Raw genomic sequence first — 21,642 nt, forward strand, 5'->3', positions numbered from 1 at the left:
GCCCGACCGCACCGGGCGGCCCCCGGCTCAGCTCAGCGCGGAGATCAGGGGGGCGACCACATACGCGAGCGCCAGAACGGTGATGACGGCCGCCGTGATCAGCCGCCCCGTCGTCAGCCGCCGCCGCGCAGGAGCGGAGGGCGGGGGAGCCCAACCGGCGCCCGGATGCGCTCCGTAAGGGTTCGGTGGAGGTACGGGCAGCCGTCTGCCGCCCCTGCGTCCCCCGCGCTGCCACGTCCCCACGATGTGTCGTTCCCCTCCGCTGCACCGGCCCCGGGCCAGGAAATCGTATGTTCCCGCGCACCCCGCACGGCAGGGGGGTGCACGGCGGGGAACAGGCCCCGGAGTGCGCGAAGTTGCGCGTTTCAGAGGGTTTTCGCGCAGGAGTGAACTCTTGACAGGGGGTGCGGCGGTGGGTTTACTCCGATGCACGTCGCAGTCGTATACGCGGCGTCAGAGGTACGCCCAGCCGGTGTGCGGCGCTGCGCCGCGAGCCCGGACTGAGTCGCCAGGGTCCTCGCCGGGCCCGAGGCGGGGACGTGCCCTCCAGCTCATGGAGTCGGCGATGGCATCCGACAGTCGGTACCAGTACGGACATCCCTACGAGAACCCCGGCGCCGCGCATGCGGTGGACCGGCCGGGCCTCCCCGCGGCGTAGCACGTGCGGAACCGCCCGCCGTGAGACCGGCGGGCCGGGCGAACACCCCCGCCAGGCCCCCGCGTCGGCGGGCAGGGCCCACGCCGGGCACCCTCCCCGGCACGCACCCCGGTCCGCACCCCCGGCCCGACCCCGGACCCCACCCCGCCCGTGGTCCGCGTCCCGGCGTCCAGCCCGCGCCCCGCATCCCGCCGGCTTCCGCCCGCCGGCTTCCTTCACTGCCCGTTCCCCCGCGCTCCCGCCCCGGTCAGCTCCCGCCCTCCCCCGCGGGCGCTGACCGTGCGGCGGGCCCTCTTCCCTACATCCCCACGGAGGTACAGATGGCCGTACCCCAACGTGCCCATGTTCCGCGGCGCTCGCGCCGCCGGGTGCTGCGCGCCGGTGGCGCGCTGGCGCTGGCGACGGCCGCCGGGGCCGCCGTACCCGGCTGCGGCGTGGCGAAGGACGACGGCGTCGGAGCCGACGGGCGGGTCACCATCGAGATGTGGCACGGCCAGGCCGACATCGCGCGGGCCGCGTTGCAGCGGCTCGTGGCCGACTTCCAGCGCACCCACCCGCGCATCCGCGTCGACCTGGCGGGCGGGGTGCTCGCCGACGCGATGCTCCAGAAGCTGACGGCGGCGCTCGCTTCCGGTACGTACCCGGACATCGCCTACGTCTTCGGCTCGGACCTGGCCAACGTCGCGCGCAGCCCGCAGGTCGTCGATCTGGGCGGCGTGGTCGGTTCGGCGCGTACGCCGTGGAAGAACTACTGGGCACCCGCCCGCGAGGCCGTCACCGTCAACGGCCGTATCCGCGCGGCGCCCGCGCTGCTGGACTCGCTGGCCGTGGTCTGCAACAAGAAGGTCTTCGCCGACGCCGGCGTGCCCCTGCCGCGTGCCGGATGGCGGTGGCACGACTTCATCGACACGGCGAAGAAGCTGACGGACAAGCGCGCCGGGCGGTTCGGAACGTGCTGGCCGGGGACCGGGGACGAGGACGCCGTGTGGCGCCTGTGGCCGATGATCTGGGACCTGGGCGGCGAGGTCGTCGGTGCGGACGGGCGCGGCATCGGCTTCACGCGGCAGGGCGTACGGGCCCTGGAGGTCGTGGAGGCGCTGGCCAAGGACAAGAGCGTCTACATCGACCCGAAGCCGGGCAGCGAGCAGATGTACCAGGTGTTCCTGTCGGGGCGCATGGGCATGGCGGTCACCGGGCCGTGGCAGCTCCCCGACATCAGGCAGGCCAAGGTCGATTACCACGTGGCGCCCATGCCGACCTTCAGCGGGCGGCCCATGACGATCTCGGGGCCCGACACCTGGACCGTCTTCGACAACGGCGCCGCGCGCGTCGAGGCGGCCCGTACGTTCGTCGACTGGCTCGCGCGCCCGTCGCAGGACGTGCGCTGGGACGTGGAGGCGGGCAGCCTGCCGCTGAGCAGACAGGCGCAGGCGCTGCCCCGCTGGCAGCGGCGGGCACAGGAGGCCGAGGGCCTCGACGTCTTCACCAAGGCGCTGGAGAGCGCCAAGGTGCGCCCGGTGCATCCCGCCTATCCGCAGGTCTCGCAGGCACTGGGCCGGGCCCTCACCTCCGTACTGCTCGGCAGGAGCAGCCCGCAGGCCGCGTTGCGCGCCTGTGCCTACGAGGCCAATGCCGCCCTGCTGATCCCCCGTTGATCCCCGCTGAGGAGCACTGATGCCACAACTCCCCGCTCCGTTCACGGTGGCGGAGCCGCCCGGCGGCCGTCGCGGCAAGGACCCCGATCAGCGTGGGGCCACAGAGGCCGCGGCGGACGCGGCGGACACGATGGCCCGTCGGGACGCCGGGCGGCGTGCGCTGCGCGCCGGCCGCCGCCGCGAGTCGGTCACGGCGTGGGCCTTCATCTCACCCGCCGTGCTGATCATCCTCGGGCTGAGCGTGCTGCCCGTGATCTGGTCGCTGCTGCTGTCGTTCCAGGCCAACGACCTGGTCACGCCCAGCCGTTGGGTCGGTCTCGACAACTACCGCGCGCTGGAGGCCGACCCGCACTTCGGCCAGGCCGTACGCAACACGCTGCTCTACACGGTGCTGTACGTACCGCTCAGCCTCGTCGGCGGCCTGGTGCTGGCCCTCGCGCTGAACCGGCGCATCCGGCTCGTCGGCCTCTACCGCACGCTGATCTTCGTCCCGTTCGTGGTGTCGGCGACGGCGCAGGGCGTGCTGTTCTCCTTCATCCTCGACCCCGAGTTCGGCGCGGCCAACTCGCTGCTGAGCAGGCTGGGCCTGTCCACCCAGGGCTTCCTCACCGATCCGGGGCAGGCACTGCTGGTGCTGGTCGGCATCACGCTGTGGAGCGGCACCGGGTTCTGCGTCGTCGTCTACCTCGCCGCGCTCCAGGACGTACCGCAGTCGCTGATCGAGGCGGCCCGGCTGGACGGTGCCGGGCGCAGACATCTGCTGCGGCACGTCACCCTGCCGACGCTGGCACCGATCAGCGTGTTCCTGGTGCTGTGGCAGACGATCCAGTCGCTCCAGGTCTTCGACCTCGTCTACGTCACGACCAAGGGCGGGCCGCTGGGCTCCACCACCGTGATCGTCTACTTCATCTGGGAGCAGGCGTTCAAGAGCTTCACCGCCGGCTACGGAGCAGCCGCCGCCTATGTGCTGGCCGTCGCGCTGTGCCTGGTCGGCGTCGTGATGCGGGTGGTGAGGGGCCGCGCCGAACGGCGCGAAGGGGCACGCGCCGAGCAGCCGGGCACGCCGTCCGGCGCCGCGCCGCGTACGGAAGGAGCCGCACGATGACCCTCACCTCCAGCACCCCACGGGCCGGGGCGCCGCGCGAAACCACCTCGGTGGCCGCGTCCTTGGCCCCCCGCCGGCGCCGCACGCTGCCGTTCAGCGGCTGGCATCTGCTGCTCGCGCCACTGGCACTGCTGTTCGCGCTGCCGCTGGTGTGGCTGCTGCTGAGTTCGGTGATGAGCAACGCGGAGATCAACCGCTTCCCTCCGGCGCTGTGGCCCTCGGGCATCGACCTGGGCGGGTACAAGTACGTGCTGGGCAACGCGATGTTCCCGCGCTGGTTCCTCAACTCGCTGATCGTCTCGGCCGTCGCCGTCACCTCCAACCTGCTCTTCGGCGCGCTGGGCGGATACGCGTTCGCGCGGATGCGGTTCGGCGGCTCGCGGGCGCTGCTCGTGCTGATGCTGGCGACGATGGCGATCCCGTTCCAGCTCACGATGATCCCCACGTTCCTGATGATGAAGCGGCTGGGGCTCATCGACACCCTCGGTGCGCTGATCGTGCCCTCTCTGGTCACGCCGTTCGCGGTGTTCCTGCTGCGGCAGTTCTTCCTCTCGCTGCCCAGGGAGCTGGAGGAGGCGGCCTGGCTCGACGGCTGCTCGCGGCTGCGGGTGCTCTTCACGATCGTGCTGCCGCTGTCCAGGCCCGCGCTGAGCACCGTCGCCGTGCTCACGTTCCTGACCACGTGGAACGACCTCACCTGGCCGCTGATCGCCCTCAACCACGACACCCAGTACACGCTTCAGCTCGGCCTCACCACCTTCCAGGGCCAGCACCACACCCGCTGGTCGGCCGTCATGGCCGGAAACGTGATCACGGTGCTGCCGGTGCTGCTGGCCTTCCTCGGCGCGCAGAAGTCGTTCATCCGCTCCCTCACCTCCACCGGCCTGAAGGGCTGATCCGAAGCCCACGTGCCCGTACGCCTCCTCGCACCTCCTGACTCCGGTACGCCCCGACTCTGTACGCCCCGACACCCGCCCCCTCTCAGGGAAGGACCCATGTCCCACAGCCTCGACCTGCTCGTCATCGGCGATGCCAACCCCGATGTCGTCGTCGGCCCGCTGGACGCGCCGCTCGCCTTCGGGCAGCGCGAACAGCTCGTCGGCTCCGGCGCGCTGACTCTCGGCGGCTCCGCCGCGATCATGGCCTGCGGCGCCGCCCGGCTCGGCCTGCGGGTCGCGCTCGCCGGGCGCGTCGGTGACGACGACGCCGGGCGCTACGTGCGCGAGGCCCTGGCCGAACGGGGCGTCGACACCTCAGCCGTGCACGTCGACCCCGGCCTGCCGACGCCGCTCACCGTCGTCGTGACCGGCGGACCCGGGACCGGCGGCGACCGCGCGATCCTCACCAGCCCCGGCACCCTGGCCGCCACCACGGCCGACGACGTGCCGCCCCGGCTGCTGGCAGCGGCCCGGCACGTGCACGCCGCCTCGTACTTCCTCATGCCACGGCTCGCCGGCGCGCTGCCCGCGCTGCTGCGCACCGCGCGGGGGCACGGCGCCACCACGTCGCTGGACACCAACGACGACCCGGAAGGCCGCTGGGACCCCGAGGGCCTGGCGGCCGTACTCGCCGTCACCGACCACCTGTTGCCCAACGCCGCCGAGGCCGTCGCGCTCGCGGGCCCCGGCAGCGGATCGCCGGCCGAGGCGGCGGCGCTGCTGGCGGCGCGCGGCCCCGTCACCGTCGTCAAGAACGGGGCCGAAGGAGCCCTCGCACACGACGGGCACACCCTGCTGACGACCAGGCCCCGTGCCGCCGGGGGCGTCACGCCGCGCGACACGGTCGGCGCGGGCGACAGCTTCGACGCCGGGTTCGTCGCGGCGACCCTGGCCGGGCTCGGCCTGCCCGAGGCCCTCGAACTGGCCGCGGCGTGCGGCACGTTGTCCACCCGCGCGCACGGCGGCACACCGGCCCAGCCCACCTGGGAGGAAGCCCGACAGCACATGGCCTCCCCTGTCACCACCGACCGAAAGAACGCCTCATGACCACGAGTACCGTCAGCCACACCCCCAAGGTCGCCTTCGTCGGCGCGGGCAGCGTCGTCTTCACCCAGGGCCTGCTCGCCGACCTCTTCGCCTTCCCCGAACTGCGCCAGGCCCACATATCCCTGCACGACATCGACCCGGAACGCCTGAAGACGGCCGAGGGCGCGGCCCGGCACATCGCCGGCGTCCGGGACGCGAGCCCCCGCATCACCGCGCACGCCGACCGCCGTACGGCGCTGGAGGGCGCCGACTTCGTCATCAACATCGTCCAGGTCGGCATGCGCGAGGCGACCCGCACCGACTTCGAGGTGCCCGCGTCCTTCGGGCTGCGGCAGACCATCGGTGACACCCTCGGCATCGGCGGCATCTTCCGCGCACTGCGCACCTTCCCGCTGCTCAAGGAGCTGGGCGAGGACATCGCCGAGGTCTGCCCGAAGGCGTGGCTGCTCAACTACACCAACCCCATGGCCATGAACGTCCAGTACCTCGCCCAGGCGACGGGACTGACCCGGGTGGTCGGCCTGTGCCACTCGGTCCACTGGACGATGGACGGCCTGGCAGAACTGGTCGGGGTGCCGTACGAGGAGGTCACATACCGCGCTGCCGGCGTCAACCACCAGGCGTGGGTACTGGAGTTCACGCACGGCGGCACCGACCTCTACCCCCGGCTGGACGCGCTCATCGAGAAGGACGAACAGCTGCGCCGCAGGACCCGCGTGGACATGTACCGGAGGCTCGGCTTCTACCCGACGGAGACGAGCGAGCACTCCTCGGAGTACGTGCCGTGGTACCTGCACCACGACAGCGAGATCGAGCGGCTCCGCCTGCCCGTCGGCGCCTACCTCGACATCGTGGACGAGAACGTCGCCGAGTACGAGAGCACCCGTGACGCGCTCGCGGACGGGCGTCCCCTCCAGGTCGAGGGCACCATGGAGTACGCGCCGCAGATCATCCACAGCGTCGTCACCGGCACCCCGCGCACCGTCTACGGCAACGTCCCCAACCACGGCCTCATCGACAACCTGCCCGCCGACGGCACCGTCGAAGTCCCCTGCCTCGTGGACGCCTCCGGCGTACGGCCCACCCGCGCCGGCGCCCTGCCGCCGCAGCTCGCCGCACTCAACCGCACATACCTGAGCACCACCGACCTCGTGGTCCGGGCAGCACTGGAGGACGCCCCGATCCGCATCCGCCAGGCCGCCATGACCGACCCCGCCACCGCGGCTGCGCTCCCCGTGGAACGCATCTGGGAGCTGTGCGACGCCATGGTCACGGCACACGGAGACCGCCTCCAGCCGGAACTGCGCACCCTGCTGGGCAGCTGACAGCTGACACGGGGCCCGCGCGCCTGCGCCGGGCCTCCCGTACGGCGGGCTCTCCGTATGGGAGGGCTCCGCGTACGGGCGGCGCGGGCCGGTCCATGTAGGCGACGTGGACCGGTCTGCGTGCGGCGGCGCGGGCCCGGGGGTCGCGGGGTGCGGTGCATGGGGGCGGCGGTGGCGGTGACGCGGAGCTGGGCCAGAGTTCAGGCGCGGTTCAGGTCCGTGCCCTTCGGGGCTCTGTAGCAGCGGGAGTCGACGTCCACGCTGATCAGCTCCGTTCGACCTGGCTTGCCGGAGTTGAGCCACTGGAGGGTGAGGGTGTGGTGTGAGTCGGGCTGGACGGCGATGATCTCCGGGGAGCCCGCCTTCGTGTCCATGGGGCCGTCCTTGGTGATCTTCCAGCCCTTCTCGGGGAGGAGTTTACGGAGGTTGTCCATCCCCTTGGAGAAGGTGCCCTTCTTCAACTCGTAGACGCTCCATGGATGGTTGACCACGTAGTACGTCTCAAAGTCAGGGTCAACCTTTTGGCACGCATGAGCAGCCGCACTGGGCTCGGTCACCTTGCCGTGCACGCCCATCCAGTCCAGTACACGGCTGGAGATGCCGTTGACCTCCCCTTCCGTCTTGGGCACCGCTCGCACTTCAGGCTCGTAGCCGAGCATGTCCTTTGCGCTGTCCTGCTGTTGGCTCATGCTCGCTGAGCCTGGGTGCGATCCCGTCTCACTCATCGTTATCCACACTGTGGCCAGGACGGCGATGCTCGCGATGGGCACGGCCCACAGTGCCGCTCGCCGTGCGGGGCTTTTCGATGTCCGTGTCACTGGTTCTCCATGATGCGCGGCAGCACATCGACATTGTCATAGTGGCCGACCACCACATTCGCCATGCTGTTCAGGCCCTTGGACGGTTCGCCGCCTGATTCGTCCCAGTAGCTGCCGTGGCCCGAAAGGGCCGACGCGTGGTCGCCGGGGTCCAGGCGGTTAGCACCGAAGGGCGGGTCATTGGGGATCTTGCCGTCTTCACCGAGCCCCATCATCCGTCCGCCTTCGCGAACGGCGACATCGTCCACGGAGGGTGCGGCGACAGACCACACATGGTCGGCCCCGATCCCCAGGTCTCTTGCGTGCTTGACCTGCATTCCCGGACTGCCTTCGACGATGATGTCATCGGTCGGCAGGCCACCATGCTCCTTGGTTGCCTGGCCGACGACGGTGCTGCCGTAGGAGTGGCCCGAAACGGTGGTGTGACTGGCGTCAGCTCCGCCCTGGGACACTTCGGTACCTTCCATGAACTTCTGCAAGGTGGGCGCCCCATCCTCGGCCCACTGGCCGGTGTTGCCGGTGTTGGGAACGTACTGGGGAATGTCGTCGGGTGCGTCGTAGTCGAACCACGTGATGGTGGACACCGACGCGTTGGGCTCCGCTTTGTGGCTGGCTGCCCAGAGTCCGTCCATGCTGTCGAGGGTTCCGCCGATGCCTTTCAGGTTCGTGCTGGTGCCGGGGACGTGTACGACCGTGTGTTTGGCCTCGTCGGGATTTCCGTTGGCAAGGATGACTTTGCCGTCTCCCTCACCCTTCGAGTCGAAGCCCAGCAAGTACGCCTGAGGGAGCCCCTTCTTGCCGGTCTTGTCGAAACGCGCCTGGACCGCGTCCATCCCCTTGCGTCTGCCTTCAAGAGCCTTCACGCGGTCGCCGTACTTCTCGTTCCACTCCCGCCACTCGCCGCTCGTGGTCCAGATGGCGCCGACGCGGGTGAACTTCTCAGGCTCTTTGGCTTTGATGCCGGCCAGTTCGGTCTGGGTGGTGCCGTGGGCCTCGGCCAGCTTCATGCGGTTCGCTTCGTCGCGTACCTCGGCCGGCAGGCCGTCCATGGCACCGACGGCGCTGGGGTGCAGGGCGATGTAGCTGTCCTTGTCGTCCCGGCTGAGGCCGTCCCACCAGGCTTTGCTGTCTTTGGGGTTTCCGTCTTCCGGCATGGCCGGCAGGTCGGCGCCGACCTTGTCCGCTGCCTTCCGGGACGCCGTGGTGTCCCTCTTGGTGTCGGCCCAGTCGGCATCTGAGACGTTCAGGTCGTCGTCTGCCTTGAGCCCGCGCAGGACGGGCGCGTAGGTCTCGTCCGCCGTGGTGGCGGTCTTGACGGCGGCGGCGATGTCGTCGGCTATCGCCTGAGCCTTCGTCGCGTTCGGGTTGCCCGAGAACGCCTGGGCCTGGCGCTTCAGAGCGTCCGCGTTGTTGCTCGCGTCCCGGCCGGGGTCGATGGCCTTGCCGGAGGATCTGGCCACGGTGCCGGTGACGGTGCCGCCTTCGGGGACCTTGCCGCCGTCGCCCTTCTCACCCGCAGGCGGATAACTGACCGACCCGTCCGGGTTGACCTCGAAGCCCTCGGTATCGGCGCTCTGGAGAGCCTTCTTGAGCATCCTCTTCGCCTCTTCCAAGGCTTCTTTGAGGAGCTGGACATTGGCGCGTACCAGTCCGCACCGCACCTGGGTGTAGTGGAAATTCTCCGAGAGCTTGCCCACCTGGCCCGTGGCGGCTTTGACGGCGTCACCGTCGAGGCTTTCGCGCATCTTGGGGGCGACCCCGTCGTTGAGCTTGTCCTTCGCGTGACTCCCCATGCTGGACGCGGCACGGTAGCCGTCGATGACCTTGTCCAGGTCGGCGGGCTTGAGGGCTGCGAGGGTTTCGTACCTCACCGCGCGCCCTCCCCGGTACCTTTCGGGCCAAGGCCCTTGGTGTCCTGGTACTTGTCGTTGAGCCGGTCGAAATCGGCCTTGCGTTCCTCGTCGTTCTTGTGGTGCTCGCTGCCTGCCTTGCTCAACCGGTCGGCGAGTGTGGCGCAGCGTCCGTTGACTTTGCTGAGGTAGTCGTCCCACGAGGTGTGCAGGTCGCCGAAGACGCGGCCACACTCGAAATCGTCCGCGCCCAGGGCCTTGCCTGGTTCGTGCATCTCGGAGCGCGACTTGCCGATGGCGCCTTTGAGGGACCTCACGCTGTGCGAAGCGCTGTTCCAGCTCTTCTGGTCGGACTTGACGCCACCGCCGCCCCATGGGGCGTCTTCGCCTTCTCCCGCCGAGGCCAGATGGAGACCGGTCCGGTCCTGTGGGGGACCGGGCGCCCCGATGACGTCGTAGATGCCGGAGCGATTGTGTTCCATGGCGGTCCCCCTGCTATTTGCCGCGCTCCCGCGTCCCTGGGCGCCCGCGTACTCATGAGTGGACCCCGGCATGTTCAAGCCGAGGTCGCCGGGCGAACTGTAGTCGCTCTTCCCCTCCTCGCGGGGGCGCGAAAGGGACATGGATGCAAGAGGCATGGATACGGGATCAGCGAGGGGACGGGGCCAGGTGCGTGCCTCTGTCGCCGCAGGCCGCTCGGCTTCCCCCCGCTGAACGTTGCTTACGGGGACGCTGAACCGGCCCCACGGCGTGCGCGCGTACGTCGCCGAGCGCGCCTCGGCACATGAAGCCGGGGGACGACCACCTGGTCCGACCGCCAACGAGCCCGCCCGACGGGGCCGCCTCACCAACCCGCCCGACGAGCCCGCCGTCCCCCGAGTGGACGGCGGTACGCGTGGTGTCAAGAGAGGCAAGAGAGCTGTGCGGGGCGGGAATTGCTGTCGTGGTGGTCTGGGTCAGGGGGCTCGCGGCGCCTAGCCTGTGTGCTGATGAAGCAGCCTCCCAGGCCGTCCAGGAGTACGCGGCGTACCGCGGGGTTCGGGCTGCTGGCAGCGCTGGTGCTGCTGGCGGTGCTGTTGTCGGCCCCGGGCAACGGCAAGGCGAGCGGGTGCGGTGGCGTACGGGTCACCGGGTGGAAGCCGGACGATGCGATGACCTCGGAGCTGGCCCGCTACGGCAACGACAACGCGCGCCTGGACGACTGGACGGGCGGCGACGGCACCCGCTCGGTGCGGCTGCCGGACGGGCGGACGCTGTGGATGTCGGCCGACACGTTCCTGGACGAGGTCTACGGCGGCAAGAGCCGTAAGCCCAACCCCGTATGGGTGCGCAACTCGGGCCTGGTGATGTCCGGGGACGGGAAGTTCTCGCGCACGCTGCTCGGCGGCAGCGAGACCCGGCCCGCGGCGCTCTTCCCCGGTACGGCGGCGGGTGACGGGCGCGAGGTGTGGCGCTGGCCCGTGCAGGCGGTGGTCGAGCCCCGTACGCCGGGCGCGGCCGAGAAGGTCGTACGGGTGCTGCTGTGGCAGCGCGAGGCGGGCACGGCGCCGTGGATCTTCGGGGTACCGCGCGCGAGCGAGGTCGCCACGCTCTCGCTGCCCGACCTGGAGCTGGAGGACATCAAGACCGTCTACGAGCCGCGGCACACGGACGTCGAACGGCGTCCGCTGTACGGCACGTCCGCGATCAGCGAGGACGGCTGGACCTATGTGTTCGGGGCCGACGAGGGCAGCGTGAGCGGCAAGGCGTCGCGGGCCCACGTCGCGCGGGCGCCCGAGGGAAAGCTGAACGATCCGGATGCCTGGGAGTACTGGGGCGGCCCCGCGAACAAGAGCGGCAGGGCCAGTGCGGGCGCCAAGGGCACGGACTGGCAGGGCGACCCGGCGCAGTCCGTACCGATACTCGTCGGCGAAACCGAACAGCGCGGCGCCACCGGCACCTACACCGTCGTACGCAGAGGCGACACCTGGCTGCTGCTGACGATGGACGCGGGCGCCTCGGACGGTGGCGGCATAACGGACGTGGTGTCGTACTGGTCGTGCGAGCCGACGGGCCCCTGGCACGGCCCCACCGATGCCGCCAAGCCGCCGTTGCCGCCGGGCGGCGAACAGGCGGGCGCCGTGCCGTACAACCCGCAGGCCCACGCGGAGTTCGGCGGCGGCGGAGGCGGAGGCGAGCTGCTGCTGAGTTACGACGTGAACGTCATGAACTCACCCGCGGTGATCCACCAGGACGTCGCGTACTACCGGCCCCGCTTCCTGCGGCTCGTCACGGGGCCCGTGACGGGCTCCGGCTGAGTCGCCGTGCCGCCGTGCCTCTCGCGGGTTGGGGCGTCCGCCGTGTGCCGGCCGCGGTGTGGTCGGCGTCCGCCGTCGCCCATGCCGCCGGACTCCGTCCGGTGCGGTTGCGCGGCGTTGCGGCATTGCCGCGTTGCCGCGTCGCGGCGGGAAGTCGCGCGGCGGCCGTTGGTGCGGCCGGTCGGTGGAGCCGGTCGGTGGGGCCGGTCAGGGACGCTCCGGGGGAGCGTCCCCTCCACCGGACCTCTCGGCAGCTGACCTGCGTGCCGCCTCCGTCGGGCGGGTGACCGGGTCCGGGTCCTGGTCGATGTCGGCCACGCCGTCGGCGTCCTCGTCGCGGGTCTCCTCCTCACACAGCGCGCGGTATTTCGCGTCGCGGGCCTTCAGCAGTACGCACGCGAGGACGGCGGCGACCAGGGAGCCGATCAGCACGGCGGCCTTGGTGTGCTCGGTGACGGTGGCGTCGGTGAAGGCCAGTTCCGTGACGAGCAGGGAGACGGTGAAGCCGATGCCCGCCAGCATCGCGACCCCGGCGATGTCGGGCCAGGACAGGTCGGAGCTGAGCCGGGCGCGGGTGAAGCGTGCCGCCAGGTACGTACCGCCGAAGACGCCCACGAACTTGCCGACGAACAGCCCCAGCATGACGCCCAGGGCCTCCGGTTGCCTGAATGTCTCGGCCAGCGCCGAGCCCGAGACCGCCACCCCCGCCGCGAACAGCGCGAAGACCGGTACGGCGAAGCCGGCCGAGAGGGGCCGTACGCGGTGCTCGACGCGCTCGGCCGGCGAGGAACTGTCCGGGTCGTCGGGGTTGTCCGGCGCGACGCGCAGGATCAGGCCCATGGCGACGCCCGCGACGGTGGCGTGCACCCCGCTGTTGTAGGTGAGGCCCCAGATCACCAGCGCGAGCGGCACGTACACGTACCAGGCGCGCACGCGCAGGTTGACGTGCAGGATCCGGAAGAGGACGAGTCCGGCGACGGCGCCGCCGAAGGCCACCCAGTTGAGGGTGGAGGTGTAGAAGACGGCGATGACGAGGATCGCGCCGAGGTCGTCGACGATGGCGAGGGTGAGGAGGAAGGCGCGGATGCCGGACGGCAGGTTGGTGCCGATCACGGCGAGCACACCGAGCGCGAAGGCGATGTCGGTGGCCATCGGCACGGCCCAGCCGTCCATCTGGCCGCCGCCCGCGCTGTTGACCGCGACATAGAACAGCGCGGGCACGGCCATGCCGCACACGGCGGCGACCATGGGCAGTGCGGCTGCGGCCGGTTTGCGCAGCTCCCCGACCGTCAGTTCGCGCTTCAGCTCGATACCGGCGACGAAGAAGAAGATCGTCAGGATGCCGTCGGAGGCCCAGTGCTCGACGGACAGGTCCAGGCCGAGCTGCGGGATACCGAAGTGGAAGGAGCGCACCGCCTCGTAGACGCCGCTGAGCGGGGTGTTCGCCCACAGGAGCGCCACGACGGCGGCGACCAGCAGCACCATGCCGCCGACGGTCTCGGTTCTGAGCGCGTCGGTCAGCAGCCGCCGCTCCCGGGGGGAAGGGCGGGAAAAGAGGGGGCTGCCTTGCGGCGTCATGGGAAGTCTCCGCTGTTGGGTACGGTCGTGAATGCGGGGGTTCCCGCACCGCCGACCAGACTTCCCGGCACACCTGTGACGCCCATGTCGTGATCTTGACGCCTCTCTGACACCGTACTCGCAGAAACCCTCGCGCGCGCAAGAGGGGGACGGCTCACCTACGCTGACCCCCCTGCTGCCCGGCCATGGAGCCGGCGGGGGGACAACGGGGATCAGGGAGAGACCGCTACGTGAAACGCGAGCCCATACCCAGTGCCTTTCTGGGTGACTACCCGGTACTGCTCTCGGAGGTCTCGGACACCGGCAGGCTGCCGCGCCGCGCTGAGCTGGACGCGTTCCGCGAACTGGGTGAGCGCGCCGCCGAGCGCGGACACGGTCTCCAGGACCTCGTCGGCCTCTACCTCGCCGAGACCCGGCGGCTGTGGGGCGCCCTGCCCGGTGTGCTGAACGCCGCACGCGCCGGCGGACCCACCGGGCACGTCCGCACAGGTGACGCGGTGCTCGGCGCCGTCGAGGCGGCCGTCGCCGCGCTGGGCGAGGGGCACGAGCGCGCGCAGCGGCTGGCCGTACGGCAGGAGGAGGGGGAGCGCCGCGAGTTCATCGACGACCTCCTCTACGGGCGCAGCGACGTGGGCCGCCTCGCCGAACGTGCCCAGCGGTTCGGCCTGCACCTGGCCGACCGGCACGCGGTGGCGGTCGCGGCGACGGTGGAGGCGTACGACGACGTGCACCCTGCCGTACGGCGTATCGAGCGCGAGCTGCTGGGCAGGTTCGGCAAGCACGACGTGCTGCTCTCCACCAAGGAGGGGCGGCTGGTGTGCATCGCGGCGAGCGGCGACAGCGCGGTGCTGGAGGCGTTCGCGCGGCTGGCCGAGGACCCAGGGCCCGGCTGCCCAGCGGCGCACCGGATCGCCTTCGGGCGGGAGCACGCGGGTGCGGGCGGGGTGGTGCGCAGTTACGAGGAGGCCGTCGAGGCGCTCACGTTCGCCGACCGGATCGGCCTGCGCGAGGTGCGGCTGAGCGCCGAGAAGATGCTGGTCTTCCCCGTACTGCTGCGGGACGGTGAGGCGATCTCCGAACTGGTGCGCACCGTGCTGGGCCCGCTGGCGCGGGCCAGGGGCGGGGCAGTGCCGCTGCTGAAGACGATCGAGGAGTGCGCCGCCGCCGGCTATGTCAACGCTGAGGCGGCACGCAGACTCGGCGTGAGCGTACGCACCCTCTCCTACCGACTGGAACGGATCAAGGCACTGACCGGCTACGACCCGGGCAACGCGCTCCAGCGCTTCTCGCTGGAGACCGCGGAACTCGGGGCCCGGCTGCTGGGGTGGCCGGAGAACGGGCTGTAGCGCGGGGAGCGTTCGCCGGCAGGCGACGAGCGTTGTGCCGGTACGGCGACGAGGCGTGTGTCGGTACGGCGATGACGCGTGCCCGGCGACGAGGCGTGTGTCGGTATGGCGATGACGCGTGCCCGGCGAGGAGGCGTGTGTCGGTGCGGCGGAACGTGCGTCGTCGCACACGGATGTTGCACGCGCGTGGCACAGATGTGGCAGGGAGCGGGAACCGGCCGCGGTTGCACCCCGAGCAGGACGTAAACGCGGCGTAAGGATTGCCGGGTTCTGGCAGTGTGTCCCGCCCTCTCCGGATGTCAAGGTGAGTGCACACCGCACGGGCGTGACGGTGTCCGGCGACGGAGGAGTGCCCGGCCTACGGGCCCGTTCCACCGCCGGCCGCGTGAACGCGTGTCGTCTTCGCAGGTGACACAGGTCGTACGCGGCGGGAGCCGATGCCTTCAACGGGGGTGAAGGCATCGGCTTCGCCTCACAACACGGCCGGCCGGCACCGGGCACGGCGCGGTACACGTTGCCGGGATCGGACGGTACGCGCCCTGGTGCCGGTTGCCGGAATCCGATGGTGCACACGGGCCGCTATGAGACACGCGGCCGTTCCCGTACGCACACCTCCCGTACCGGTCGGCCTCTCTTCTCCTCAAGTGGCCTGCGGCGAAAGCGAGTTGCTGGGTCACCGGCGAACCGCACGCAGTGCGGCGGGGGTTGGCGGCCCGCCGGGAAAGTGGGTCCCGGCTGCGCCCGGCGGTCATCTTCGTGCCGCACCGCATTCCCCGGGACGCGCGGCGCGAGGCGTTCGCTGGGATCCACCGCGTACCGTGCCCAGGAGGGCGGCTGCTGCTGGCCGACGCGTGCCCGACAGGCGCGCTCGCGAAGGGCGTCGAGGCCGGTCCGGCCGGGGCTTCACCGGGTTGTCCGGCAAGGACCTGCCGCCCCGGACCCGTTGCGCGCGGTCAAGGCGGCCTGAAACAGCGCCCGTTGCCTCATCGTCACGCTTTCGCAACCCCCTGACGGGGTCCGCGAGGAGACCCCGCGCGTCACAGTCCCGAACGTACGGGGGCGACAGGGTCGCCGGCCGTGCAACGGGCGACAGCCGTAAGGGGAGAGCGATGAGGCGGGGATGGAGCCGGTGGGCCGTGGGCGCCGTCGCGGTGGGACTGCTGGCCGGATGCTCGGGCGGCGCGGAGAAGAACACCAGCCTGGCGGACGACGGCGGAGGGCCGGCAGCCAGGGCGCCCGGCGCGGGGGGCGGTGCTCCCGGCTATGTGAAGGGCGGGGAGGAGGGCGGCGGAGCCGACCGCGAACCGTCGGCGCCCGCCGACTTCCGCTCCACCTTCGCGCTGGACGTGGACACGGCGTCCTACAGCTACGCCAAACGCACCGTGCGCGGCGGCGCCCTGCCCGAACCCGGCACGGTGCGCACGGAGGAGTTCGTCAACAGCTTCCCGCAGGGCTACAAGCGGCCCACGGGCGACGGCTTCTCCGTCACGGCCGACGGCGCGCGCACCGGCGACGGCTGGTCGCTGATGCGCGTCGGGCTGGCCACGGGGCAGGAGAACATGGACGCGCCCCGCAAGCCCGCCGCGCTCACCTTCGTGCTGGACGTGTCCGGTTCGATGGCGGAGCCCGGGCGGCTGGACCTGGTCAAGGACGCGCTCAGGATGGCGGCGAGGGAACTGGGCCCCAAGGACTCGGTCTCGCTGGTCACCTTCAGCGGCGAGGCCGAGACGGTGCTGCCCATGACGCGGCTGGACGACGGCGGCAGGCAGCGGTTGCGCGGCGCCGTCGCGGAACTTGAGCCGCAGGACAGCACCAACCTCGGCGCCGGTGTGCGGGAGGGCTACGCGCAGGCGGCGGGACACCGGCGCGCGGGAGCGACCAACCGTGTCGTGCTGCTGTCCGACGCGCTCGCCAACACGGGGGACACCGACGCGAACGAGATCCTGCGCGGCGTCGAGTCGCACCGCAAGGAGCACGGCATCACGCTCTTCGGGGTCGGCGTCGGCAGCGACTACGGCGACGCGCTCATGGAGCGGCTCGCCAACAGGGGCGACGGGCACACCGCGTACATCTCCGGCAAGAAGGAGGCACGCGAGGTCTTCGTCGAACGCCTGCCGCGCAACATCGGACTGCGCGCACGCGACGCCAAGGCCCAGGTCGCCTTCGACCCGGAAACGGTGGAGCGGTTCCGGCTGCTCGGTTACGAGAACAGGGCCGTGGCCAACGAGGACTTCCGTGACGACCGCGTGGACGGCGGGGAGATCGGCCCCGGTCACACGGTCACCGCGCTGTACGCCGTACGGCTCAAGGAGGCCGCGCGGGACACGGACGGCCGCGCTGCCACAGCGACCGTGCGCTGGCTGGACCCCGGCAACAGGAAGCCCCGCGAGAAGGCCCGCACCGTGGACGCCGCCGAACTCACAGGCGGAGAAATATGGTCAAAGCCGGGCGGGAGCAGCGAAGGCGGCGGAAAGGGCGAAGAGATCTCGCCCCGGCTGCGACTGGCGGCCGTCGCCGCGTACTTCGCCGACTACCTGCGCGCCCGCGAACCCGGCGGCCCCGCCGAGCACACGGAAACCCAGGAGTCCCCGCACGCGCCGGAACCCCCCGAGGGGGACGTGGCGGGCGCCTCGCCCCTCCCCGGTGCGCCTCCGCCGGGCGCACTGCGCGCGCACGCCGCACGCGTGGCGGACGAGACGGGCGACCGCTCGGCAGCCGAACTGTCCCGCGTCATCGGCAAGGCGATGAGGCTGAAGTGAAGTGGACACGCAGCCGTGAGCCTTGGCGGGCCCGGACTCGCGCCACGTGAAAAGCCATGGCCCGCGCTCTCGGGGGAAGAAGCGCGGGCCATGGCGGTCCCTACGGGACGGAAGTCAGGCGGTCTCAGCCGACCTGGAGCTTCTGGCCCGGGAAGATGAGGTTGGCGTCGCCGCCGACCGTGGACTTGTTGTCCTGGTACACCTGCCGCCAGCTGGTGCCGTGCGCCTCCGCGATCTTCGAGAGGGTGTCGCCCGACTTGACGGTGTAGTTGCCGTGGCCGGTCTGCGGGGCCTGCTGCGGCTGCGCGGGCTTGGGGGCCTGCTGCTGCGGCTGCGCCTGCTTGGGCTGCGGCTGCTGCTTGGGCTGCGCCTGCTGCTGCGGCTGGCTCCGCTGCTCGGGCTGCGCCTGCTGCTGGGTGTTCTCGCCACCCGGGTTCACGTTGGCAGCGGGGCCGCCGGAGGTCAGGTTGCCGGCGCCGGCGCAGGACCAGGCCCCCGGGCCCTGGATGGCGAGCAGCTTCTCGGCAGCGGCGATCTGCTGCTCCTTGGTGGCCTGGTCGGCGCGCGGTGCGTACTTCGTACCACCGGCTGCGGCCCAGCTGGAGTTGTTGAACTGGAGGCCGCCGTAGTAGCCGTTGCCGGTGTTCGCCGACCAGTTGCCCGTCGACTCACACTGGGCGACCTTCTCCCAGGTGTCGACAGAGGCGGCCTGGGCGCCACCGGCGGACATGAGCGGAATGGCGACCGCTGCACCCGCGACACCGGTCACGGTGGCGATGCGAACGGCCTTGGAGGGACGGCGGTGACGGCCCTTGCCGGAGAACAGCATGGTCTTTCATTCCTTACGGTCGCGGCTGTCCGCCACAGGAGTTCGAGGCGAACGGGTCGAGCGGAGCGACAGTAAGCACATCTGTCTGGATGCTCCAAGAACATCCGGCAAAGATCATTAAAGCCGCTTGACACCTGAGAGCGGCATCTGTGCTGGTGATGTGCTTGTGGGGAAAGTGTGCGAGAGGGGCTGCGAGGGAGCCGTCAGAGACAAGCGTCACAGGTCAGAGGGGTTTGTCTGTGATGTGTGCCCCTGATCCACTCCTCTTCGACCCCGATGGATGCACCAATTCGGCCTATAGCCGTTCAAATGGCTTCTAGTGGGAGGGGTGTTCAGGCTCGCCCCGCCACTGTCCTGGCTCCTCGACCTGGATCGTGGCGTGCGTGATGCCGTACTCCTCGTCCAGCAGCGCGAGTACGGATTCCAGTACGTCCGTCGGGCGTGCCCCCTCGCCGGTGACGACATGGCCCGTGGCCGCCTCCATGCCGGAGGTGACCGTCCAGATGTGCACGTCGTGCACCCCTGCGACCCCCGGCAACCCGGCCATCCGCGCCTCAACGCTCGCCACGTCCAGGCCCGGTGGCGCCGCCTCCATCAGGATGCGCACCGCCTGTCCCATCACGCGCCCCGCACGCGGAAGGATGAACAGCCCGATCGCCACGCCCAGCACGGGGTCCACATAGCGCCAGCCGGTCAGCAGAATGATCCCGGCGCCGGCGAGGACCGCCAGGGAGCCGAGCAGATCACCCATCACCTCCAGGGAGGCTGCCTTGAGGTTGAGGCTGTCCTGGGCGCCGGAGGAGAGCAGCCGGAAGCTCACGAGATTGACGACCAGTCCGCCTCCGGCCACCAGCAGCAGCGGCAGCCCCGGCACCTCGGGCGGCGCGCCCCAGCGCCGTACGGCCTCCACGAGCACATAGACCGCGACCCCGAACAGCAGCAGCCCGTTGCCGAGGGCCGCCAGTACCTCCAGGCGGTAGGTGCCGTACGTGCGGCGGCGCGGTCCCGGCCTGTTGGCGAGGGTGATCGCGGCGAGCGCCATGCCGAGACCCAGTACGTCCGTTCCCATGTGGGCCGCGTCCGAGAGCAGCGCGAGGGAGTCGAACGCGATGCCCCCGACGATCTCGGCGGCCATGTAGAGCAACGTCAACGTGAAGGCGAGGGCCAGGGGGCGGCGGTACCTGGCCCCGGCCGAAGGCTCCCCGCCGGAACGGGAGCCGGGGCCGGAGGCGGGGCCGTGGCCGTGGTCGTGTCCCATGAAGCGAACCTAACAAAGCGGCCAAAAGGGGTGAATTACTCATTGTGTGCGGGACGGTGGCGCATCGCCGTGGAAGCCCTCTCCTCCTGCTTCCCCGTACGCACAGGCAGGCGCAGGGAGGACGTGACGTATGACGATCGCGGTGCTGGGCGCGACCGGAGGACAGGGCGGCGCCGTGGCCGGGGCCCTGCTGGACCAGGGCCTCCCCGTACGCGGCGTGGTGCGCGATCCCGGCGGCTCCCGTGCCCGCGCGCTCGCCGCGCGGGGAGCCGAGATCGTCATGGCCGACCTGGCCAATCCCGACACGCTGGCCTACGCCTTCCAAGGCACCACCGCTGCCTTCGCGCTGACCACGCCCTTCGAGGCGGGCCTGCGTGCCGAGGAGGAGCAGGGCATGGCGATCATCGAGGCCGCGCTCCGCGTGGAGCTGCCGCACCTGGTGATGGCCTCCGTCGCCAGCGCCGACCGGCGCACCGGCATCCCGCACTTCGAGACCAAGGCGCACACCGAAGAGGTGCTCGCCGCCTCGGGGCTGCCCGCGACCGTGGTGGCCCCCACGTACTTCTTCCACAACGTCTTCGGCGAGCTGCACGAGATCGCCTCCGGTGTGCTCGTACTGCCCCTCGACCCGGGCACCCCGCTGCAACAGGTGTCACGCCGCGACCTCGGCCGCGTCGTCGCCGCCGTCATCGCGGAACCTGAGCGCTGGATCGGCCGCAGGATCGAGGTCGCGGCGGACGCGCCCACCCCGGCGCAGATGGCCGAGGCGATCGGGCACGCCGCCGGCTGGGCCGTCGAGTACCGCCAGACGCCGCTCAGTTCGCTCCGCGTGGCCAGCCCCGACATGGGCGCGATGTTCGCGTTCCTGGCCGAGACCGGCTTCCGCGTTGACCTGGAGGCGCTGCGCGCGGAGTTCCCCCGCGTGCCGTGGACGCCGTTCGCCGAGTGGGCGTCGGCGCAGCGCTGGTCCAGGCCGCTGCAGTAGCCCGGCGGGCCGGCCCGTGTCCCGGCCTGCGATCCGCTTCCGCGAGCCGGGCCCGCGGCCCGGGCCTGTGATCCGGGCCCGGGCCCTTCCGGCTACGCCCCTTGGGCTACGACCAGATGTCGTCGACCCACTCGGGGTGGTCGATGAACGGGTTCCTGTTGTGCTGGAACTTGTCGAATATGACCTGGTTGCGGTTCTTCTCGAAGTCGCTCGGCGGGTCCTGCTCGTTCCACTTCTTCATCACGGACAGCCGGCCCATGGCGGGGGCCGAACCGTTGTCCACCTTGTTGTTCGGCTCCAGGTCCGGGAAGGAGTCGTCACCTTCGTAGCGCACCGCCATGTAGAGCACCATGCGCGCCACGTCGCCCTTCACCTCGTCGCGGGGCTCCCATGAGTCGTCGTCGGTGAAGTTGCCCGGCGCTTCGCCGACTTCCTCGCCACCCTCGTCGAAGTCCTTGCTGCCGCGCGTGCTGTTGACCGACACGTCGGTCGGACGCAGGTGGTGCACGTCGGTTCCGGGGCCCGTGCCCGTGCCGAAGTCCCCGTGGGACTTGGCCCATACGTGCTCGCGGTTCCACTGGTCGGCGTCGCCGCCGTTGTCGTCCTTGCTCTGTGAACGGCCGCTGTAGAGCAGGACCACGTTGGCGGAGTTGGCCGGGTCCTGGTCCGTGACCTTGAGCGCGTCCCACACCTGGTCGTAGGAGAGCTGGTCGCCCTCCTTGATGATCCCGTGGAGCGCCGTCTTGAGTTCGGGGCCCGTCTTCCCGATCGCGTCCTTGTAGTACTCGTCGTCGTTGGGGGCTGCCTGTGCCTGTGCCTGTGCCGGCGCCTGGGGGCTCGTGGGGGGAGCGGTCGGTGTCGCGTCGGCCGGAGCCTGGACGGTCAGCGCGGCAAGCAGTGCCGCGCTTCCCGCCAGCGCCAACGGTCGCCATGTGACGCGCGTAGCACGGCGGTTACGAGGAGCGTGGGGTGCACGCATGGGGGTCCTCTCCACTGTGCGGGCGCCCCTCCCGGGCCGAACTCGCCCGCGTGGCGCCCGCGATGGGCATGTGGGCGGGGAGCCTGCCCAGAAAATCGAACGCGCGCAAGAGGGCCCGTTGTTGCGGGCTCGGTCCGCGGGTGGGCGTTCCGGGCGGGGTGGGGCTCGGTCCGCGGGTGCGGGTCTGTCTGCGGGTGGGGGGCTCGGTCCGCGGG

At 71.0% G+C, this 21,642-nt stretch carries 17 protein-coding genes; 9 read left to right on the forward strand and 8 right to left on the reverse strand.

Annotation, left to right across the window (positions count from 1 at the left end):
* Window positions 1-27 precede the first annotated feature (27 nt).
* A complete protein-coding gene (locus NMN56_RS15705; RefSeq protein WP_274043872.1) occupies window positions 28-243 on the reverse strand; it encodes a hypothetical protein in 216 nt (71 codons plus the stop codon).
* A 735-nt stretch (window positions 244-978) separates the two neighbouring features.
* Here NMN56_RS15705 and NMN56_RS15710 point away from each other — a divergent pair.
* From NMN56_RS15710 to melA, 5 genes are all read left to right on the forward strand, one after another.
* Complete coding sequence (locus NMN56_RS15710; protein ID WP_274043873.1) at window positions 979-2,313, forward strand: ABC transporter substrate-binding protein; 1,335 nt, start codon at window positions 979-981, stop codon at window positions 2,311-2,313.
* A 19-nt stretch (window positions 2,314-2,332) separates the two neighbouring features.
* Window positions 2,333-3,418, forward strand: coding sequence for a carbohydrate ABC transporter permease (locus NMN56_RS15715; RefSeq protein WP_274043874.1), 1,086 nt, complete (start codon window positions 2,333-2,335; stop codon window positions 3,416-3,418).
* The gene (locus tag NMN56_RS15720; RefSeq protein ID WP_274043875.1) at window positions 3,415-4,314 is read left to right on the forward strand and encodes a carbohydrate ABC transporter permease; all 900 of its coding nucleotides are present in this window, start codon (window positions 3,415-3,417) and stop codon (window positions 4,312-4,314) included. Before NMN56_RS15715 ends, NMN56_RS15720 begins: the two co-directional genes overlap by 4 nt.
* A 99-nt stretch (window positions 4,315-4,413) precedes the next feature.
* Complete coding sequence (locus NMN56_RS15725; RefSeq protein ID WP_274043876.1) at window positions 4,414-5,403, forward strand: carbohydrate kinase family protein; 990 nt, start codon at window positions 4,414-4,416, stop codon at window positions 5,401-5,403.
* Window positions 5,400-6,728, forward strand: a complete 1,329-nt coding sequence (gene melA, locus NMN56_RS15730) for an alpha-glucosidase/alpha-galactosidase (RefSeq protein WP_274043877.1) — start codon at window positions 5,400-5,402, stop codon at window positions 6,726-6,728. Before NMN56_RS15725 ends, melA begins: the two co-directional genes overlap by 4 nt.
* A 200-nt stretch (window positions 6,729-6,928) precedes the next feature.
* On the opposite strand, the gene NMN56_RS15735 is transcribed toward melA, so the two are convergent.
* The 3 genes from NMN56_RS15735 to NMN56_RS15745 form a co-directional block, all read right to left on the reverse strand.
* On the reverse strand, window positions 6,929-7,417 hold the full coding sequence (locus NMN56_RS15735) for a hypothetical protein (protein WP_274043878.1): 489 nt from the start codon (window positions 7,415-7,417) through the stop codon (window positions 6,929-6,931).
* Between the two features lie 125 nt (window positions 7,418-7,542).
* Window positions 7,543-9,339: an alpha/beta hydrolase gene (locus tag NMN56_RS15740; RefSeq protein ID WP_283742487.1), complete on the reverse strand. Its 1,797-nt coding sequence runs from the start codon at window positions 9,337-9,339 to the stop codon at window positions 7,543-7,545.
* Window positions 9,340-9,413: 74 nt separating this feature from the next.
* Window positions 9,414-9,878 carry a hypothetical protein gene (locus NMN56_RS15745; protein ID WP_280842786.1) on the reverse strand — a complete coding sequence of 155 codons (465 nt, stop codon included), beginning with the start codon at window positions 9,876-9,878 and terminating at the stop codon, window positions 9,414-9,416.
* Window positions 9,879-10,385: 507 nt separating this feature from the next.
* On the opposite strand from NMN56_RS15745, the gene NMN56_RS15750 reads away from it, so the two are divergent.
* Complete coding sequence (locus NMN56_RS15750; protein ID WP_274043881.1) at window positions 10,386-11,693, forward strand: DUF5005 domain-containing protein; 1,308 nt, start codon at window positions 10,386-10,388, stop codon at window positions 11,691-11,693.
* Window positions 11,694-11,900: 207 nt separating this feature from the next.
* Here the strand turns inward: NMN56_RS15750 and nhaA are convergent, their stop codons facing one another.
* A complete protein-coding gene (gene nhaA, locus NMN56_RS15755) occupies window positions 11,901-13,271 on the reverse strand; it encodes a Na+/H+ antiporter NhaA (protein ID WP_274043882.1) in 1,371 nt (456 codons plus the stop codon).
* Window positions 13,272-13,501: 230 nt separating this feature from the next.
* Here nhaA and NMN56_RS15760 point away from each other — a divergent pair, with 230 nt between their 5' ends.
* Both NMN56_RS15760 and NMN56_RS15765 read left to right on the forward strand, forming a co-directional pair.
* Entirely contained in the window at window positions 13,502-14,617 is a 1,116-nt protein-coding gene (locus NMN56_RS15760; RefSeq protein WP_274043883.1) for a PucR family transcriptional regulator, read from the forward strand.
* A 1,109-nt stretch (window positions 14,618-15,726) separates the two neighbouring features.
* On the forward strand, window positions 15,727-17,376 hold the full coding sequence (locus tag NMN56_RS15765; protein WP_274043884.1) for a vWA domain-containing protein: 1,650 nt from the start codon (window positions 15,727-15,729) through the stop codon (window positions 17,374-17,376).
* Window positions 17,377-17,500: 124 nt separating this feature from the next.
* On the opposite strand, the gene NMN56_RS15770 is transcribed toward NMN56_RS15765, so the two are convergent.
* Window positions 17,501-18,205: a LysM peptidoglycan-binding domain-containing protein gene (locus NMN56_RS15770; RefSeq protein ID WP_274043885.1), complete on the reverse strand. Its 705-nt coding sequence runs from the start codon at window positions 18,203-18,205 to the stop codon at window positions 17,501-17,503.
* A gap of 316 nt (window positions 18,206-18,521) precedes the next feature.
* The gene (locus NMN56_RS15775) at window positions 18,522-19,463 is read right to left on the reverse strand and encodes a cation diffusion facilitator family transporter (RefSeq protein WP_274043886.1); all 942 of its coding nucleotides are present in this window, start codon (window positions 19,461-19,463) and stop codon (window positions 18,522-18,524) included.
* Between the two features lie 130 nt (window positions 19,464-19,593).
* Here NMN56_RS15775 and NMN56_RS15780 point away from each other — a divergent pair, with 130 nt between their 5' ends.
* Window positions 19,594-20,448, forward strand: a complete 855-nt coding sequence (locus NMN56_RS15780) for an NmrA family NAD(P)-binding protein (RefSeq protein ID WP_274043887.1) — start codon at window positions 19,594-19,596, stop codon at window positions 20,446-20,448.
* 106 nt (window positions 20,449-20,554) lie between these two features.
* On the opposite strand, the gene NMN56_RS15785 is transcribed toward NMN56_RS15780, so the two are convergent.
* On the reverse strand, window positions 20,555-21,427 hold the full coding sequence (locus NMN56_RS15785) for an endonuclease I family protein (protein WP_274043888.1): 873 nt from the start codon (window positions 21,425-21,427) through the stop codon (window positions 20,555-20,557).
* Window positions 21,428-21,642 lie beyond the last annotated feature (215 nt).

It is taken from the genome of Streptomyces iconiensis, from assembly GCF_028657195.3.
Taxonomy (GTDB): domain Bacteria; phylum Actinomycetota; class Actinomycetes; order Streptomycetales; family Streptomycetaceae; genus Streptomyces; species Streptomyces iconiensis.